Origin of the sequence: Corynebacterium sp. H127, from assembly GCF_037482665.1 — a bacterium.
Taxonomy (GTDB): Bacteria; Actinomycetota; Actinomycetes; order Mycobacteriales; family Mycobacteriaceae; genus Corynebacterium.
This window is the reverse complement of the sequence record NZ_JBBHKY010000030.1, coordinates 1-849: the sequence shown is the minus strand read 5'-3', so window position 1 is coordinate 849 and position 849 is coordinate 1. Positions and strand designations below refer to the sequence as shown.

The window sequence follows — 849 nt, the reverse complement described above, 5'->3', positions numbered from 1 at the left end:
TACGAGTTGTACTTCTTCTTCACCCTGACCTTTGACTTCAACCCGAGCTGGTCCATGAGCTTGTAGACCAGCTTATGGTTAACGACCCATCCTGCCCGGCGCAGCTGGGCGTGCACCCGCCGGTAACCATAACGACGGTTCATACGCTCGAAGACCTCGATGATTGCTTGTTTGAGCTGGGCATGCTTATCGCCCATGGTGAGGCGTTGTTGGTGATAGAAGAATGTTGACCGGGCAAGACCTGCCGCACCTAGCAGATCGTCCAATCGGTGAGTTGACTTGAGGATGACGATGACCTCGGCTTTTAGCCTCGCCGTTGGTTCCTCAAGTCCCGCAATTTTTTTAAATACGCGTTTTCCGCCCGCAGTTTCTCTACCTCGCGACGCAACTGATCTTCCTCAGTTAACGGTTTCACAGGTGAACTACCTTTCGGGCGTCCCTTCGGCTTCGGCTGCAAAGCTTCATCACCGCCGGCACGCCACGCACGAACCCAATCCTTGACCAGTTGATCCGAAGACAAACCAAATTCCCTGGCGAGTTCCATCATGGACTGGCCAGCGTTGAATCGATCAACGACGTCTTTCTTCACCTCAAAGGAATACTGCTGCTTGGTTGGCTTCTCCACAAGGCATAGCTTGCCATGAAGCTTGAACCGGCGGGCAAGCCTCTTCACCGGATAGGGGCTAACCCCTAAACGATGGGCTGCCGCCTTATAGCCCAGCCCCTGTTCAAATAACTCAACGAGCTGCTCCCGCTGTACCTGACTCAACGAACTTCGTGCTCTCAAAAGAAAAACTCCCCACTAGTCGGAAACTGATTTCTCAGTCCAACTAATGGGGAGCAGTTCAC

Annotated in this window: 1 pseudogene; it reads right to left on the bottom strand. The window is 53.2% G+C overall.

The window, feature by feature from the left end:
• A pseudogene (locus WG936_RS12230) lies at window positions 1-787 on the bottom strand (IS3 family transposase); the annotation flags it as partial.
• Window positions 788-849 lie beyond the last annotated feature (62 nt).